Annotated in this window: 15 protein-coding genes; 9 read left to right on the top strand and 6 right to left on the bottom strand. The window is 30.8% G+C overall.

All coding sequences use genetic code 11. The features are described 5' to 3' along the window. Window positions 1–28 precede the first annotated feature (28 nt). Genes WAO74_RS03905 through WAO74_RS03895 form a run of 3 tightly spaced genes read left to right on the top strand, consistent with a single transcriptional unit; the run spans window position 29 to window position 1,820 of the window. Entirely contained in the window at window positions 29–976 is a 948-nt protein-coding gene (locus WAO74_RS03905; protein ID WP_422159856.1) for a phosphoribosylaminoimidazolesuccinocarboxamide synthase, read from the top strand. Further along, on the top strand, window positions 977–1,459 hold the full coding sequence (locus WAO74_RS03900) for a hypothetical protein (RefSeq protein ID WP_422159854.1): 483 nt from the start codon (window positions 977–979) through the stop codon (window positions 1,457–1,459). Beyond that, window positions 1,452–1,820, top strand: coding sequence for a glyoxalase (locus WAO74_RS03895; protein WP_422159853.1), 369 nt, complete (start codon window positions 1,452–1,454; stop codon window positions 1,818–1,820). Before WAO74_RS03900 ends, WAO74_RS03895 begins: the two co-directional genes overlap by 8 nt. A gap of 214 nt (window positions 1,821–2,034) precedes the next feature. Here WAO74_RS03895 and WAO74_RS03890 read toward each other — a convergent pair whose 3' ends face one another. The 3 genes from WAO74_RS03890 to WAO74_RS03880 all read right to left on the bottom strand — a co-directional run bounded on the left by WAO74_RS03890 (window position 2,035) and on the right by WAO74_RS03880 (window position 4,392). After that, a complete protein-coding gene (locus tag WAO74_RS03890) occupies window positions 2,035–2,586 on the bottom strand; it encodes a fasciclin domain-containing protein (RefSeq protein ID WP_422159851.1) in 552 nt (183 codons plus the stop codon). 150 nt (window positions 2,587–2,736) lie between these two features. Then, window positions 2,737–3,525: a TerC family protein gene (locus WAO74_RS03885; RefSeq protein ID WP_422159849.1), complete on the bottom strand. Its 789-nt coding sequence runs from the start codon at window positions 3,523–3,525 to the stop codon at window positions 2,737–2,739. A 90-nt stretch (window positions 3,526–3,615) separates the two neighbouring features. Continuing rightward, window positions 3,616–4,392 (bottom strand): sulfite exporter TauE/SafE family protein, encoded by a 777-nt coding sequence (locus WAO74_RS03880; RefSeq protein ID WP_422159847.1) that lies wholly within the window; start codon window positions 4,390–4,392, stop codon window positions 3,616–3,618. 78 nt (window positions 4,393–4,470) lie between these two features. Between WAO74_RS03880 and WAO74_RS03875 the strand changes: the two genes are divergently transcribed. The 5 genes from WAO74_RS03875 (at window position 4,471) to WAO74_RS03855 (ending at window position 11,129) form a co-directional block, all read left to right on the top strand. Next, window positions 4,471–4,728 carry a DUF4212 domain-containing protein gene (locus tag WAO74_RS03875; protein ID WP_422159845.1) on the top strand — a complete coding sequence of 86 codons (258 nt, stop codon included), beginning with the start codon at window positions 4,471–4,473 and terminating at the stop codon, window positions 4,726–4,728. A gap of 12 nt (window positions 4,729–4,740) precedes the next feature. Continuing rightward, complete coding sequence (locus WAO74_RS03870; RefSeq protein WP_422159844.1) at window positions 4,741–6,426, top strand: sodium:solute symporter family protein; 1,686 nt, start codon at window positions 4,741–4,743, stop codon at window positions 6,424–6,426. A 30-nt stretch (window positions 6,427–6,456) separates the two neighbouring features. Further along, on the top strand, window positions 6,457–8,364 hold the full coding sequence (gene acs / locus WAO74_RS03865) for an acetate--CoA ligase (protein WP_422159842.1): 1,908 nt from the start codon (window positions 6,457–6,459) through the stop codon (window positions 8,362–8,364). Between the two features lie 150 nt (window positions 8,365–8,514). After that, the gene (locus tag WAO74_RS03860) at window positions 8,515–10,281 is read left to right on the top strand and encodes an ABC transporter ATP-binding protein (RefSeq protein WP_422159840.1); all 1,767 of its coding nucleotides are present in this window, start codon (window positions 8,515–8,517) and stop codon (window positions 10,279–10,281) included. Between the two features lie 71 nt (window positions 10,282–10,352). Then, window positions 10,353–11,129 carry a DUF6503 family protein gene (locus WAO74_RS03855; protein ID WP_422159838.1) on the top strand — a complete coding sequence of 259 codons (777 nt, stop codon included), beginning with the start codon at window positions 10,353–10,355 and terminating at the stop codon, window positions 11,127–11,129. Window positions 11,130–11,172: 43 nt separating this feature from the next. Here the strand turns inward: WAO74_RS03855 and WAO74_RS03850 are convergent, their stop codons facing one another. From WAO74_RS03850 to WAO74_RS03840, 3 genes are all read right to left on the bottom strand, one after another. Then, window positions 11,173–11,715, bottom strand: a complete 543-nt coding sequence (locus WAO74_RS03850) for an NUDIX hydrolase (protein WP_422159837.1) — start codon at window positions 11,713–11,715, stop codon at window positions 11,173–11,175. Further along, window positions 11,716–12,873, bottom strand: a complete 1,158-nt coding sequence (locus WAO74_RS03845) for an aminotransferase class V-fold PLP-dependent enzyme (protein WP_422159836.1) — start codon at window positions 12,871–12,873, stop codon at window positions 11,716–11,718. Between the two features lie 200 nt (window positions 12,874–13,073). Further along, window positions 13,074–14,162, bottom strand: coding sequence for a M42 family metallopeptidase (locus WAO74_RS03840; RefSeq protein ID WP_422159834.1), 1,089 nt, complete (start codon window positions 14,160–14,162; stop codon window positions 13,074–13,076). A gap of 135 nt (window positions 14,163–14,297) precedes the next feature. On the opposite strand from WAO74_RS03840, the gene WAO74_RS03835 reads away from it, so the two are divergent. Continuing rightward, a complete protein-coding gene (locus WAO74_RS03835; RefSeq protein ID WP_422159832.1) occupies window positions 14,298–15,188 on the top strand; it encodes an ABC transporter ATP-binding protein in 891 nt (296 codons plus the stop codon). The last annotated feature ends 5 nt before the right edge of the window (window positions 15,189–15,193 follow it).

The raw sequence follows: 15,193 nt of genomic DNA, 5'->3' as shown, positions 1-15,193 counted from the left end.
TTTTTGCCTAAACAGCAATTCTGAATTCATGAACACAATTAACGAAACAAATTTTCAGTTTCCACATCAAAAATCAATTTATAAAGGTAAAGTTAGGGAGGTTTATAATATAGATAATCAGCTTTTAGTGATGATTGCCACAGATAGATTGTCTGCTTTCGATGTTATTTTACCAAAACAAATTCCTTTTAAAGGTCAGATTTTAAATCAGATTGCAACAAAAATGATGAAAGATACTGCAGATGTTGTTCCAAATTGGTTAATAGCAAATCCTGATGAAAATGTCGCAATTGGTCATTTGTGTGAACCTTTTAAAGTAGAAATGGTAATTCGTGGATACTTATCTGGTCATGCAGCTCGTGAATATAAATTAGGAAAAAGAGTTTTGTGTGGCGTAGAAATGCCTGAAGGATTGAAGGAAAATGATAAATTTCCAACACCAATTATTACTCCATCAACCAAAGCAGATAATGGCGAACATGATGAAGATATTTCTAGAGAAGCCATTTTAGAAAAAGGAATTGTTTCAGAAAAGGACTACTTAGTTGTAGAAGATTATACCAGAAAACTTTTTAAAAGAGGAACAGAAATTGCTGCAAAAAGAGGTTTAATTTTGGTGGATACAAAATACGAATTTGGTAAAACAAAAGATGGTAAAATTGTACTGATTGATGAAATTCACACACCAGATTCTTCTCGTTATTTTTATGCAGATGGATATCAAGAAAGACAAAATACAGGAGAAGCGCAAAAGCAATTATCGAAAGAATTTGTGCGTCAGTGGCTAATAGAAAATGGTTTTCAGGGAAAAACTGGGCAACAAATTCCAGAGATGTCAGATGAAAAAATTATCGAAATTTCGAATAGATACATTGAGTTGTATGAACAAATTACAGGAGAAGAGTTTATAAAAGCAAAAACAGAAAATGTTTTAAATAGAATAGAAAAAAATGTTTTAGATTTTTTATCTATATAAATGAAAGCAGTAACTATTAAACAACTCAAAGACGAGCTTTCCCATAAATCTGGAGCCGAGTTAAAAGAGTTGTGCTTACATTTATCTAGGTTTAAAAAAGAGAATAAAGAATTACTTACCTATTTGTTGTTTGAATCTCATGATGAAGATTCATATATTTTATCCATAAAAAACCAAATGGATGAACAATTTTATGAGATAAACACAAAAAGTTATTTTTACATTAGAAAGAGTGTTCGTAAAATTTTATCACTCACAAAAAAATACATCAGATACTCTAAAAAGAAAGAAACAGAGACTGAGTTATTACTGTATTTCTGTAAAAAATTAATGGAAATGAAGCCTTCTATAAAAAGAAGTCAGCGTTTACAGAATGTTTTTGATGCACAAGTTCGAATGATTAAAAAAGCGATTGATAAATTGCATGAAGATTTACAATACGATTATCAATTAGAATTAGACAATTTATTAGAAAATGACTAAAGAAAGACCAATTTTACCGAACTTAATAAATGCAAATACAACAGAAACTGAAACATTTCAAAATGAGGTTTTAAGACCTATTATTAAAATGCAACACGATTTGTTAATTGCTTTCTTTAAGAGTTATCTAGAAAAAAGAAAAATTGATTTTATAGTTTTATCAGAACAAAAGAAAAGAGCCAAAATTAAATCGGTTTTGGAAAAGGATATTCAGTTTAAAAATACTATTATTGGCAGTGTTTTGGGGCATTTTACTATAGATGAATATGAAGCTTACAATAAGAATTCATCTGAGTTTAATAGAAGAATTACCAAAATAATAATTCAAAGGCTACAAGATTCTATTTTAGAATTGAAATAAAAAACCGCTGCAAATTGCAGCGGTTTCAATCAATCAACCAAAAAACTTCCTGTTGTAAATACGCTCAAAAGCGAGAACTATAAGAAGTATATTATAAATAATTTTTTCAACTTTTACTACAAATATAGTTATAAATATGTTTAATAAAAAGTTAAAATTAATAAACAATAGTTAAATTTATTTATAGGTTCTATAAGATAATTTAATCTATTAATTATTGAGGCATTACAACAGTATCAATAGCGTGTATTACACCATTAGAAGCAGCTACATCAGCAATAACAACAGTAGAAACATTTCCTTTAACGTCAGTTAAAATAACCTTACCGTCTTTTAAAGAAGCAGTAATTATACCACCTTGTACTGTTTTAATAGCAAATTTACCATTGTTAGCTTTTATAGCCTTAATCACATCGCTTGCTACAAATTTTCCAGCAACAACATGGTATGTTAAAATAGCAGTCAATAATTCTTTATTTTCTGGCTTTAACAAAGTGCCAACTGTACCTTCAGGTAATTTTGCAAAAGCATCATTTACAGGAGCAAAAACTGTAAAAGGTCCATCTCCATTTAAAACGTCTACTAAACCAGCTGCTTTCACTGCAGCAACCAAAGTTGTAAAGTTTTCATTGCCAGCAGCTACACCAACAATAGTTTTTTCTTCATTATTTTTTTTATCATTTTTAGGATCGGTGTCAATTGCATAGCTACCTACTGAAATCATAATTGCGAATAATGTTGATGGAATTAATTTTTTGAAATTCATAATTTTTTGTTTTAAGTTTCTACAAAAGTAGTTTAGCTTTTGATTAATCTTGTTTAATATTATGTTAAAAAAAATAAACAAAAACTTAAAGTTTTCTAAATAAAAAAAACCGCTGAATAGCGGTTTTAATTTTTTCTAAGTAATAATTTGTTATTCAGATGATAATCTTTTCTGATATCTGCCTTGTACAATATCTACAATGATTAAAATTGCAATTACAAAATAGAAAGTAGTTTTACTCATTGGCACAATTTCTTCACCAAAAAGTTTTATATGTGCTAAATGGCCTCCTTCCGTAATTAACATGATTCCCACTATAAATAGGATGAACAACCCTAAAACTTCATACATTCTGTTTTTTGCTAAAAACGAGGAAACTTTATCAGCTAAAAATAACATTAACAAGCCACTGATTACAATTGCAATTGCCATTATTACAAAAGCTGTAGTAGAGTTTTTAATTTCGCTAGTAAGACCAATTGCAGCCAAAATAGAATCGAAAGAAAAAACTAAATTCATTATTACAATGCTAACAATTGCAGCATTTGCAGTTTTTTTACTGCCAGTATCAACCATATTAGATTTTTCTAAATTAGGTGTTCCTATCATATGCCAAATTTCTTTTATGGCTGTGTATATAATAAATCCACCTCCTAAAAGAACTATAATGCTATGTCCATTAAAAGCAAACTTTACAACATCTTCTATACCTCCTGTTAAAAAAGAAAAAGGTTCTTTAAAATAATCGATAATAGAAACTAATAAAAATAATAGTACAATTCTTAAAACGATTGCTACTAAAATACCAACTTTTCTGACTCTTTGTTGCTCAATTACAGGCGCTTTTTTAGATTCTAAAGAAATATAAAGCAAGTTGTCAAAGCCCAAAACAGCCTGAAGCATTACCAACATTAAAAGAGTAAAAATATTTTCTAACATATTTAAGTAATTAATTTGTAGTTGATTTCAAAGATATTTGTTCAATGAGAATAAAACAATCAATTTTAATAAAATTTAACTTTTATCAATTTAAATTAAATGTTTCCATAAAATTTTTAAACCTACTATTGCAATTAAGATTGCTGTTGCTTTTTTTAGTTGAATAGGGGTAAAATACTTATTGCTTATTCTTCTTCCTATTTGTCCACCAATAAATACTGTTATCATTAATGTTGATGTTAACGTCCAATCAATTTCAAAATCAGGATTTGAGTATTGCCCCAACAACCCTGCAATGGAATTAACTAAAATAAAAAAACTTGCAGTAGCTGCTATTTTTTTAGGTGTATCCCAATTTGTAAGGTGTAAAAGTGGCGCTAAAAAAATACCACCACCAATTCCAACAACCCCCGAAATAAAACCTATTAGCCCCCCATAACTTGCATTTTTCATAATATTTTGCGGTATGTTTTTTATATCTGAAGAAATAATTCGTTTAGAACTCCACATAGTAATCGCAGCAAATAAAAGTGTAAAACCTAATAAAATAAAAAAGAATTGTTGACTTATTTTTATATATCCACCTAAAAAAGCGAATGGAATACTGCATAAAACAATTGGTATTATTTTTAACCAATCTAATTTTTTTTGATGATGAAATAAAATTACGTTTCCAAAAACAACCACAATATTGCACAATAAAGCTGTGGCTCTTATTTGTGTAAAAACAATACTTGTTAATGCCAAAATAGCTAAATAACTCGAGCCACCACCAAAACCAACAGACGAGTATAGGGTAGAAATGACAAAAAATAAAAGTATAATATACAGATAGTTACTAAATAAATCAATGTATAATTGTAACATGAAATTGGTAGAATTAGATATTTAAAAATTTACAACTTAATTTATATTGCAACAAATTAACAATAATCACAACTAAATATGGCATCAGAAAACAAAAAAAAATATTGGAAAAAAAATGTGAGGTACTTAATTATTCTTTTAAGTATCTGGTTTATAGTTTCCTTTTTATTCGGAATTATTTTGGTGGATGAGCTAAATACCATAAAAATGGGAGGATTTAAACTTGGTTTTTGGTTTGCGCAACAAGGTTCAATTTATGTGTTTGTAATTCTGATTTTTGTGTATATAAAACTAATGAATAAGCTCGATAAAGAATACGGATTTAACGAAAAATAAAAACATAAAATTATGAGTATTCAAGTTTGGACGTGGATTTTAGTAGGAATAACTTTTGCATTATACATAGGTATTGCTATTTATACAAGGGCAGGATCTACAAAAGAGTTTTATGTTGCTGGTGGTGGAGTTTCTCCATTAGCAAATGGTTTGGCAACAGCAGCAGATTGGATGTCTGCAGCTTCTTTTATTTCTATGGCAGGCATTATTTCTTTTAATGGTTATGATGGTTCTGTGTATTTAATGGGTTGGACAGGTGGTTATGTATTATTAGCATTATTATTAGCTCCATATTTAAGAAAATTTGGAAAATTTACAGTTCCCGATTTTATAGGAGATCGTTATTATTCCAATACAGCTAGAAGTGTAGCTGTTTTCTGTGCACTTTTAATTTCGTTCACTTATGTTGCAGGTCAAATGCGTGGAGTTGGTTTGGTTTTCTCACGTTTTTTAGAAGTTGATATTAATACAGGTGTTATTATTGGAATGATAATCGTGCTTTTTTACGCGGTTTTAGGAGGAATGAAAGGAATAACCTACACCCAAGTTGCGCAATATTGTGTATTAATTTTTGCTTTTATGGTGCCAGCCATTTTTATATCCATTCAAATGACAGGGAATCCTATTCCTCAATTAGGTTTTGGTGGTGCAGACGAAAGTGGTGTTTATTTATTAGATAAATTAGATGGCTTGCACAAAGAACTTGGTTTCGCAGAATACACTTCTGGTAGTAAATCTACTTTAGATGTTTTTCTAATTACAGCAGCATTAATGGTAGGTACAGCAGGTTTACCTCATGTAATTGTTCGTTTTTTTACTGTTAAAAAAGTTTCAGATGCACGTAAATCTGCAGGTTGGGCACTATTGTTTATTGCTATTTTATACACAACAGCTCCAGCAATTTCGGTTTTCTCTAGAACCAATTTAATAGAAACTGTTAGTAATCAAGAGTATTCAAGTTTACCAGAATGGTTTTCTAATTGGGAAAAAACAGGTTTAATTGTTTTTGATGATAAAAATAATGATGGTAAAGTTCAATATGTAGCAGATGCTTCTAAAAACGAACTAACTGTTGATAAAGATATTATGGTTTTAGCAAACCCGGAAATTGCTGGTTTGCCAAATTGGGTCATTGCTTTGGTTGCTGCAGGAGGTTTGGCAGCAGCTTTGTCTACAGCAGCAGGCTTATTATTGGTAATTTCATCATCAGTTTCTCACGATTTAATCAAGAAAATGATCAACCCAAATATTACAGAAAAAGGTGAATTAATCGCTGCAAGATTATCTGCAGTGGTTGCAGTTTGTGTGGCTGGTTATTTTGGAATTAATCCACCAGATTTTGTGGCAGCCACAGTTGCTTTGGCTTTTGGTTTGGCAGCTGCTTCGTTTTTCCCAGCCATTGTTTTGGGGATTTTTAGCTTAAGAATGAACAAAGAAGGCGCCATTTCAGGAATGGTAGTAGGTATTTTATTGATGCTTTTTTACATGCTAAAATTTAAGTTCGATTGGTTTGGTGGTGGCTCTAAAGAAGATTGGTGGTTTGGAATTTCACCAGAAGGTTTTGGTACCATTGCTATGTGTGCAAATTTTTTAGTATCAATAGTTATTTCTAAATTTACACCAGCACCACCTTTAGAAGTGCAAGAAATTGTAGAAAATATTAGAATTCCTAGTGGAGCAGGAGAAGCTACTCACTAAAAATCAATAACCATCAAGAAATAAGCAGAAATGAGTAATTATCACATTAAACATTTAGAAGAATATTTTCAAGTTTATAGAAAGTCGGTTCGTGAACCTGAGAATTTTTGGGAAGAAATAGCAGAAGAGCATTTTTTATGGCGAAAAAAATGGGATAAAGTTTTAAATTGGGATTTTACAAAACCCGAAATCAAATGGTTTCAAGGTGCAAAATTAAACATCACAGAAAATTGTATTGATAGGCATTTAGCTACAAGAGCCAATAAAACTGCAATTTTATTTGAACCAAATAATCCTGATGAGTTAGCAGAACATATTACATACAGACAGTTGTATGAACGTGTAAATCAGTTTGCAAATGTGTTAAAAGAACAGGGCATTCAAAAAGGAGACCGCGTTTGTATTTATGTTCCAATGATTCCTGAGCTGGCAATTGCTACTTTGGCTTGTGCCAGAATTGGTGCAATTCATTCAGTTGTTTTTGCAGGTTTTTCGTCTACAGCATTGGCAACTAGAATTAATGATTCTAATTGTAAAATGGTTATTACTTCAGATGGTTCTTACAGAGGAGCAAAATCTATCGATTTAAAAGGAATTGTAGATGAAGCTTTGGAAAAATGTCATTGTGTAGAAACGGTTTTGGTAGCAAAACGAATTTCATCAGAAATAAATATGAAAGAAGGTCGTGATAAATGGTTGCAACCTTTATTAGATGAAGCTTTGAAAGAATGTGAAGCAGAAATTATGGATGCAGAAGATCCGTTATTTATTTTGTACACTTCTGGTTCTACAGGAAAACCAAAAGGAATGGTGCATACCACAGCAGGATACATGGTTTATGCAGCCTATACTTTTAAAAATGCTTTTCAATATAAAGAAAATGATGTTTATTGGTGCACAGCAGATATTGGGTGGATTACTGGACATTCTTACATAGTTTATGGACCTTTAGCAAATGGAGCAACCACTATTTTGTTTGAAGGTGTGCCAAGTTATCCAGATTTTGGTCGTTTTTGGGAAATTGTTCAAAAGCACAAAGTAACTCAATTTTATACAGCACCTACAGCTATTAGAGCTTTGGCAAAACATGGAACAGAATTGGTAGATACGTATGATTTATCATCTTTAAAAGTATTGGGTTCTGTTGGAGAGCCTATTAATGAAGAAGCTTGGCATTGGTACAATGAAACGATTGGAAAAAAGAAAAGTCCGATTATAGATACTTGGTGGCAAACAGAAACTGGAGGAATGATGATTACTCCAATTCCCTATGTAACACCTACAAAACCAACCTATGCAACATTACCATTTATTGGCATTCAACCCTGTTTAATGGATGAAAATGGTAACGAATTAAAAGGCAATCAAGTTGATGGAAGATTGTGTATTAAATTTCCTTGGCCAAGCATTGCAAGAACAATTTGGGGAGATCATCAACGATATAAAGAAACCTATTTTTCGGCTTATGAAAATAAATATTTTACAGGTGATGGTGCTTTAAGAGACGAAGTTGGTTATTACAGAATTACAGGTAGGGTAGATGATGTAATTATTGTGTCTGGGCATAATTTAGGAACAGCACCTATTGAGGATGCAATTAACGAACATCCTGCAGTTGCAGAAAGTGCCATTGTTGGTTTTCCACATGACATCAAAGGAAGTGCTTTGTATGGTTACATTACTTTAAAAGATATTGGAGAAAGTAGAGATCATAACAATTTAAAAAAGGAAATCAATCAATTAATTTCTGATAGAATTGGACCAATAGCTAAACTAGATAAAATTCAGTTTACAGAAGGATTGCCAAAAACACGATCAGGAAAAATTATGAGACGTATTTTACGAAAAATAGCTTGTAATGAAATTGATAATTTGGGTGATGTATCAACACTTTTAAATCCTGAAGTTGTACAAAGTATTATTGATAATCGATTGTAAACAAAAATTTTAATCCATATTTCTAGACCTTACAGATTTTAAAAACCTGTGAGGTCTTTTTTATTATCTTAACTTTGCAATTATGTCATACTTCGTTTCAATGGCACACAAATTGACATCCTTATTTGATTTTCATCTTCAATATAATTTATGCAACATCTTAAAGAGAATAAAAAGAGTGATAAAAAATCCTCAGTTTCCATACTAACCGCTTTTAAAACAATTATTTGGCCAAGAAGAAATTTGGTTTTTGTGGGGTTGATTTTAATTGTAATCAGCAGATTATCAAGTTTAGTTTTGCCTTGGAAAAGTAAAGCGCTGTTAGATGATGTAATTCCGAATAAAGACTATGAGCAACTGTACAATTTATTGTTAATTGTAGGAATTGCAATTTTAATTCAAGCTATAACTTCGTTTTTATTAACCCGAATTTTAAGTGTACAAGCACAATATTTAATATCAGAATTAAGAGCGCAAGTGCAGAAAAAAGTACTATCTCTGCCTATTAGTTTTTTCGACAATACAAAATCTGGAGCATTGGTTTCAAGAATTATGAGTGATGTAGAAGGTGTAAGAAATTTAATAGGAACAGGTTTGGTGCAATTAGTTGGAGGTACAATTACAGCAGTAATTTCTATGGTTTTGTTGATAAGAATAAGTCCTTCTATGACATTTTTTGTGTTGCTACCTGTTGCAGTTTTTGGTTTTGTAGCATTAAAAGCATTCAAATATATTCGACCAATTTTTAGAAATAGAGCTGTAATTAATGCAGAAGTAAATGGAAGATTGATAGAAACCTTAGCAGGAGTTAGAGTGATAAAAGCCTTTAATGCAGAAGCGCAAGAAAACGAAACTTTTGAAAAAGGTGTAGAAAAATTATTTCAGAATGTGAAGAAAAGTTTAACTGCCACTGCTTTAATGACAAGTTCGTCTGCTTTTTTATTAGGATTGGCTTCTACAGGAATTATGGGAATTGGAGGTTATAAAATTATGACTGGCGATTTAACAGTTGGTGATTTTTTATCATTTACATTATTACTCGGTTTTATGATTGCACCCATTGTGCAAATGAGCAATATTGGTAGTCAATTAACAGAAGCACTTGCAGGTTTAGATAGAACAGAAGAGCTAATGAATATGCCAGCTGAAGAAGATGATGAAAACAGAACAGTTGTTTTAGAAAATTTACAAGGAGAAATTATTTTTGACGATGTTTCCTTCGCCTATGAAAAAGGAAAAGAAGTATTGAACAATATTAGTTTTAAAGTTCCTTCTGGTTCTGTAACTGCTTTGGTTGGGAGTTCAGGTTCTGGAAAAAGTACAATTGCAGGTTTATCAGCAACATTTTTAAACCCTAAATCTGGTAAAATTACCATTGATAATCATGATATTTCTAAAGTAAAGTTAAATAGTTATCGTAAAAATTTAGGGGTTGTTTTACAAGACGAATTTTTGTTTGAAGGAACGATTAGAGAAAACATTTTATTTCCAAGACCAAATGCATCAGAAGAGGAATTACAAAGTGCTGTAAACGCAGCTTATGTAAATGAATTTACAGACAGATTTAATAATGGTTTAGATACCTTAATTGGCGAAAGAGGTGTAAAACTTTCTGGAGGACAAAGACAACGTTTGGCAATTGCAAGAGCTATTTTGGCAAATCCAAAAATTATTATTTTAGACGAAGCCACTTCTAATTTAGATACTGAAAGTGAAGGATTAATTCAACAAAGTTTATCACAATTGGTAAAAGATAGAACAACAATTGTTATTGCCCACAGATTAAGTACTATTAAAAAAGCAGATCAAATTTTAGTGATAGAAGCTGGTAGCATTGTGGAAAGAGGAACACATGATGAGCTAATTGCCCTAGAAGGTAGATATTTTGATTTGTATACCTATCAATCTAGAATCTAGAAAGTAACTTAAATTATTTGTAATATTGATATAAGATTAACGACTTTATCAAAAATAAAATCAAACCAAAAATGAAAAAAGTATTTTTATTATTTGCTTTATTTAGTATAATTTCTTGCAAAAATGATGCAAAAAAATCATCAGAAAATGAAATTGAAAAAGAGGAAATTAAAACTGTACAAGAAGAAAATTTTCCAGAAGAATTGGGGAAAGTTTTCCAAACTCATGGAGGAATTAATACTTGGAGAAAAGCACAAATTTTGTCATTTAACAAAGGAGAAGAGATTCATACAACAGATTTGCATTCGAGAAAAACAGTAATTAATTCGCCAACGTATTCTTTGGGTTTTGATGGCAAAGAGGTTTGGCTAGATGAGGAAAAAGCAGGGACTTATAAAGGGAATCCAATATTTTACTACAACTTATATTTCTATTTTTATGCAATGCCTTTTGTGTTGGCAGATGATGGAATTATCTATGAAAAATCCAAAGCTATTTCTTTTAAAGGAATAGAGTATCCAGGTTTTAAAATATCCTACAAAGCAAATATTGGTAATTCTTCTGAAGATAATTACATTATTTATTACAACCCAAAAACGTTTCAAATGGAATGGTTAGCGTATACAGTTACTTTCAATTCTAAAGAGCCAAGTGAAAAATACAATCTCATAAAATACAACAAATGGGAAAACGTAAATGGCTTAATTTTGCCACGAGAAATCACTTGGTTTCAAAAAGATGAAAAAGGAAACCCAACAGAACCAGCAAGACCAGCAACAGAATTTACTTTACCATTACTAAGTCAAGGTAAATTAGCAGATTCGTTTTTTGAAAAGCCAGCTAAATAGAGCAGTGTTATTTTGAGATGTCATTCATGCGAAAGCAGCAATTTTAATTTAAGTGCTCAACAATCTTATCATAAACAGAAACATAATACTCATGGAACCTTGAAAGCAAAACGTTTTCGAGGTTTTTTGTATCTTTTAATACTGATAAATCAAAGAGTTTTATATCGTCAACTTCTTCTGTTTGTATTTTTAATGTTGATAAAGGAACTTTTAATTCAGCTATAAAAACATGATGATGTTCATTGTCTATAATGCCATTATCATGAGTAACTTGATGAATTCTCGTCCCAATTTTAATCAAATCCTTTTCTTGTAATTCAAGTCCAATTTCTTCAAAAACCTCTCTTTTAGCAGCTCTTAATACACTTTCACTAGCAGCAATATGGCCTGCTACAGAAATATCCCACAAACCTGGAAATACTTTTTTGGTCATGGCTCTTTTTTGAAGGAGTACTTTTTTTTCAGCAGTAAATAACCAAATATGCACAGTTGCATGAAACCAACCGTTTTTATGTGCTTCCGATTTTAAAGCACTTTTTCCTGTTGGTTTTCCTTCTGGAGTTAAAATGTCTATTAGTTCATCCATTTACAAACAAGCTAAAATACAGTCTGTTAATTTTTTAAAATCTTCTTTAGTATTGTATAAATGACAAGAAAGTCTGATGTAATTTCCACGAAAAGATATAAAAATATTCGCTTCTCTTAGTTTTGATTTTAGCAATTGAATATCCAATTCCTTTGGTAATTCAACTCCAAATAAATGATGTGTTCTAAAATTTTCATCTTCTACAAAACAACCTGTATTTTTTAAAGTGATAACAGCCTCAGATGTAATTTCTTCGCAATATTCTTGTACAGCTTTTGGTGTCCAAATTAAAATTTGTTTTAAAGCTTCAATTTGCATTTTTACATGAATAAAACTTGCATGCTCACCTACAGAATATCTGTTTGCCAAAGGTTTATAATCTGTTTGATATTCGGTTAAACCAACCATTTTTTCGCTATGTAAACGATTAGACCAATTTTCTTCTAACGGATTTCCATCATCAAAATATTCTCCAAAATAAGCATATCCACAACCATAAGGTCCAAAAAGCCATTTATAACCTGCACAAATTAAAGCATCTGGCTGAATTTCTTTTACTGAAAAAGGCAAGGCACCAATAGATTGACTTCCGTCAATAATTAATAAAGAATTATGTTCTGTGGCTTTTTTTCTGATAGATTTTAAATCGAATAAAGTTCCATTTGCCCAATGAATATTACCAAGAGCAACCACTTTTGTTTTATCAGAAATGGAATTTAAAATAGCTGTATTCCAGTTTTTTCCACGATTTTCTGTGGATTTTGGCATGGAAACTATCGTTAGTTTTGCATCAAATTTATTGGCTAACTTTTCCCAAACATAATAATTGCTTGGAAACTGACTTTCTACTAACAAAATTTCATCCTCTTTTTTTAAAATGATGTTATTAGCAGCTGTTGCTAATCCATAAGATGCAGAAGGAATGTTTGCAATTCTATTGTAATCATCAACATCAATAATTTTTGCGAATAATTTTTTAACCTCTTTTACAGGTTCAAAATAACTATCACCAACAATTTTATAAGGATGACTTTTTTCCAAAACGCCCTTAATTCCTGCTTGTTCCACTGCTTTAAAAGATGGAGATTGACTCGCAATATTTAAGTAAATAATTTCTTCTGGAATGCTAAAAAGATGTTTTTGGTTGGTTAATTTCATTTTTAATGATTTAAAAAGATGTCAGTTCGAGTTATTTTTATTGAAATGTTAATGTAAATAAAAATTGTATCGAGAACTTTTAACCTTTTGTATTAACGAGTTCTCGATACAAATTTTTAACTTCGTTAGCTATCTTCAATCAAAATATATTTTGATTTCGATAATCTCAAAATCACTCGAACTGACAGAATTATAACTTATTACTCAAAATAAGAAAAAGTTTCCCCATCTTTTATATTCAATAAAGTTTCATAAATCATTTTAATAACGTTTTCTACATCTTCTCTATGAACCATTTCTACTGTGGTATGCATGTATCTTAAAGGCAAAGAAATTAATGCAGAAGCAACACCTCCATTGCTGTATGCAAAAGCATCTGTATCTGTTCCTGTTGCTCTAGACAATGCAGAACGTTGAAAAGGAATGTTATTTTTCTCTGCAGTTTCTGTAATTAAATCTCTTAATTTTTGTTGTACTGCAGGTGCATAAGCCACAACAGGACCTTTACCCAATTCTAAAAGACCAGCCGTTTTTTTCTCAATCATTGGTGTGGTTGTGTCATGGGTAACATCTGTACAAATTGCAACATTTGGTTTAATGGTGTGCGTAATCATTTCTGCACCTCGTAAACCAATTTCTTCTTGCACAGAATTGGTTACATACAAACCAAAAGGCAACGTTTTCTTGTTTTCTTTTAATAAACGAGCAACTTCTGCAATCATAAAACCACCCATTCTATTATCTAAAGCTCTACAAACAAATTTGTTACTATTTAAAATATGAAAAGTATCTGGATACGTAATTACGCAACCAATATGAATTCCTAAATCTTCTACTTCTTTTTTAGTTGCACAACCTGTATCAATAAAAATATTGTCTGGTTTTGGGGCTTCTTCTTTTGCTTTGTCTCTTGTATGGATTGCTGGCCAGCCAAAAACACCTTTTATAATGCCGTTTTTTGTATGAATATTTACAATTTTACTTGGCGCGATTTGATGATCTGAACCACCATTTCTAATCACATAAATTAAGCCATTATCAGAAATGTAGTTTACATACCAAGAAATTTCATCTGCATGTCCTTCTATAACTACTTTGTATTTTGCATCTGGATTAATTACACCAACAGCAGAACCATAAGTGTCTGTTATAAAGGTATCTACGTAAGGTTTTAGATAGTCCATCCAAATTTTCTGACCTTCCCACTCGTAACCAGTTGGAGCTGCATTGTTTAAATATTTTTCTAAAAAGTCTAATGATTTTTTATTTAAGATTGATTTTTTTGACATAATGTATTTTCTATTTTGATGTAAAAATAAAACTCTTTTTTAGGATTAACATTAAAATAATCACAAAAAAGTGTAACAAAAGTCCGTATTTTTACACTCATCTAAAAAATAAAAATCTACGATAAAACCAGCAAAATGAAGTTAGTTATAAAAAATCTTACGAAAACTTATAAAAATGGCGTGAAAGCTATAGACGATTTAAACCTAGAAATTGGCACAGGAATGTTTGGTTTATTGGGGCCAAATGGAGCAGGAAAATCATCTTTAATGAGAACTATTGCAACTTTACAAAGTCCAGATGCTGGGTCTATTTTTTTTGGTGATATTAATGTTTTAGAAGACAAAATGTCTTTAAGAAAAGTGTTAGGTTATTTGCCTCAATCTTTTGGAGTGTACCCAAAAATGTCTGCTGAAGAATTGTTAGATTATTTTGCAACTTTAAAAGGAGTTGCGAGTAAAACTGATAGACAAAAATTAGTAAAAGAAGTTTTAGAAATTACAAATTTATACGAAGTAAGACGCAAACATGTTGCAGGTTATTCTGGAGGAATGAAGCAACGTTTTGGAATTGCTCAGTTGCTTTTAAACAATCCAAAATTAATTATTGTTGATGAACCAACTGCAGGTTTAGACCCTGCTGAAAGACACCGTTTTTTAAATGTTTTACGCGAAGTTGGTACCAATTGTACCGTAATTTTTTCGACACATATTGTTGAGGATGTTAAAGAGTTATGTAATGAAATGGCTATTTTAAATGGAGGAAAAATATTAAATCATACTACTCCACAAAATGCAACCAAAGAATTGGAAGGCACTATTTGGAGAAAAGTAATCAATAGAGATGATTTAGAAGAAAACGAAAAAATGTTTTCAATTTTATCATCAAACTACAATCAGGATAATACATTAAATATTAGAGTACATGCTGATGTGCAACCTTCTGAAGATTTTGTGGCAGTTACTCCACAATTAGATGATGTGTATTTTATTGCTTTAAAACAAGATGAACCAGTTTTAACAAGTTAAGAGTT

It is taken from the genome of Polaribacter sp., from assembly GCF_049276715.1.
Taxonomy (GTDB): Bacteria; Bacteroidota; Bacteroidia; order Flavobacteriales; family Flavobacteriaceae; genus Polaribacter.
This window is presented reverse-complemented; position numbering and strand designations above follow the sequence as displayed.